Source organism: Jeotgalibacillus proteolyticus, assembly GCF_050107735.1.
Lineage (GTDB): Bacteria > Bacillota > Bacilli > Bacillales > Jeotgalibacillaceae > Jeotgalibacillus > Jeotgalibacillus proteolyticus_A.
This window is the reverse complement of the sequence record NZ_JBNILO010000024.1, coordinates 1-1,755: the sequence shown is the minus strand read 5'-3', so window position 1 is coordinate 1,755 and position 1,755 is coordinate 1. Positions and strand designations below refer to the sequence as shown.

Sequence of the window (1,755 nt, the reverse complement as noted above, 5' to 3'; positions counted from 1 at the left end):
GACTCCCTCGGGAACAATTGATATATCAGGGTTCCAAGCCATATTGATCGATTTTAAATTTTTTTTATACATGGTTCTTCTTCGAAGAACGTGTAATCTTTCCAGCGCATCAAAAATAAGGAATTGGCGGTGACACGTTGCGGTATGAGAATGGAGTTTATTCCCTTTGAGTCTTGTATAGGCATGAGTAAATCTCTGCTTGTTAAGGGGGCTCACCCTCCCATATCTCTTGGCATCTGTGTACCTACATTCCTTCGTTTAGCCTCACCTTAACGCAGAGGCCGGTCATATGCTCCTGCTTGGACTGTTCTCATTGAACGTCGAATGTCGCCGCTTGTCCGGCTCTCAGTGTCTGGGTTGTGTGTTGCTTAGGCTGCTAGTTGTTGTGAAAGAAAAGGCAGGTCCTGGATCATACGATCTGAATCAAATACCGTTTCCTTATGACTGAGCCCGTGAAAGATTTTAAGTATTTTACTGCACAAAACGACAATGGCTTCCTTCCCTTTTAAGGGATTGTCCTTACGGTCTTTATAGTAATTAAATAGTTGTTTAAAACCATCGTTATGGTGAATTAGTGGAAATACGGTTTTATACAATAAGTGACGTAGTTTTTTACGTCCTCTTTTGGACAGTTTCTTTCGTCCTTTCATGTCTCCTGATTCTTGAGCTGTCAGCGTTAATCCCGCAAGCTTAATCAGTTGGCGTGGATTGTCGTATAGCTTCAGAGAACCCGTTTCTGCCAGAAGTTCGGCTACGGTGGTTTCACTAATTCCCTGAACAGTGCGAAGGTATTGGAAATCCGGGAGCTCTTTTGCGAGCTCAATTAAGTTCCTTGTAACTTCATCAATTTGTGTCTCAAACATATCTAGCTGGTCTAATAGAAAATAGATTTCTTTACGGGCCATTTCCGGACTGTCTGAGCAGTAAATAGAGATAGATGCAGCCTGGTAAAGTTTGTCGATCTTATCAGGGCCTAACGCTTTCACCTGTTGAGCCCGGATGGTTTGTAAGATCGCTTCGCTGCCCAGATTGAGTACATCACCTGGCAGTGGCACCAATCGCAAGATTGCTTTGGCTTGAACACCGACTTCTTTAAACACCGCACTGAATTCAGGGAAGTATAAATCAAACCATCTGCGAATGCGGTTTAATACCGATCCTTTATCTTTTCTTAATCGATCTCGAAATGCAGAGCCTCGTCTTAATTCCTGATCAACCGGTCTCATTATTCGCGGAATACTATAGTGACCCTGAGGGATCATTTTCGCGATCAACCGGGCGTCCTTCATGTCATTCTTACTTTGAAGATTGTCTTCCAGTTCTTTGGTTCGCTTCACGTGTAATGGGTTAACTAGAAGGAATGGGATACTACGAGCCTCTAGAAAGCTCGCCAGATTCATCCAGTAATGCCCTGTCGGTTCAAAGCCAACAAAGACATTCGTCTTTTCATGCCGACCCATGAGCGTTACGATCTCAGCGTGAAGGGTTTCAAACCCCTGACGGGATTGTTTAACCTGCCAGCTTTTTTGGAGTTCCCTGCCACGGTCATCCGTGGCACAGGCAAAGTGACTGCTTTTGGCAATATCGATGCCAATAACTAATGTCTTTTCTGTGATTTGATTAATTTTTTCATTTCTATTAAGATGCATGTATAGCTCCTCCTCGATATGGGCTCTAGGGTTTGCACCTGCATCATATCGGAGGGGCTATTTTTATGCAATAGCTGCGTAACTTCCTCACAGGAATAGCTCCTGC

At 43.8% G+C, this 1,755-nt stretch carries 1 protein-coding gene; it reads right to left on the bottom strand.

Going from position 1 to position 1,755, the window contains the following annotated elements; translation table 11 throughout:
• Positions 1–368: 368 nt before the first annotated feature.
• Positions 369–1,649, bottom strand: a complete 1,281-nt coding sequence (locus ACQCT8_RS18900) for an IS110 family transposase (RefSeq protein WP_426873691.1) — start codon at positions 1,647–1,649, stop codon at positions 369–371.
• Positions 1,650–1,755: the final 106 nt, after the last annotated feature.